At 65.9% G+C, this 246-nt stretch carries 1 pseudogene; it reads left to right on the top strand.

Annotated features, from left to right (window positions below):
• Positions 1 to 246, top strand: a pseudogene (locus FNJ47_RS47650) (transposase); the annotation flags it as partial.

The following is a 246-nucleotide window of genomic DNA, read 5'->3' as shown; positions in this document are numbered from 1 at the left end:
TTCGGGCGCATCAGCACGCTGCCGGCGCCAAAAAAGGGGGTCTGAAGATCAGGCGATCGGCCGCTCGCGCGGGGGCCTGAGCACCAAGATACATCTGGCCGTTCGAGGCTTGGGATGTCCGGTGCGGTTCACGCTGACCGCGGGTCAGAAGGGCGATGCACCGCAAGCCGCCGCATTGATCGAAGGCTTGTCCGCCGAGGTCGTCATGGCCGACGCCGCCTATGACGCCGATCACTTGCGCCAAGC

The organism is Bradyrhizobium uaiense (assembly GCF_010811875.1).
GTDB classification, from domain to species: domain Bacteria; phylum Pseudomonadota; class Alphaproteobacteria; order Rhizobiales; family Xanthobacteraceae; genus Bradyrhizobium; species Bradyrhizobium uaiense.
The sequence above is the reverse complement of the archived record's forward strand: the minus strand, read 5'-3'. Positions and strand labels throughout refer to the sequence as shown.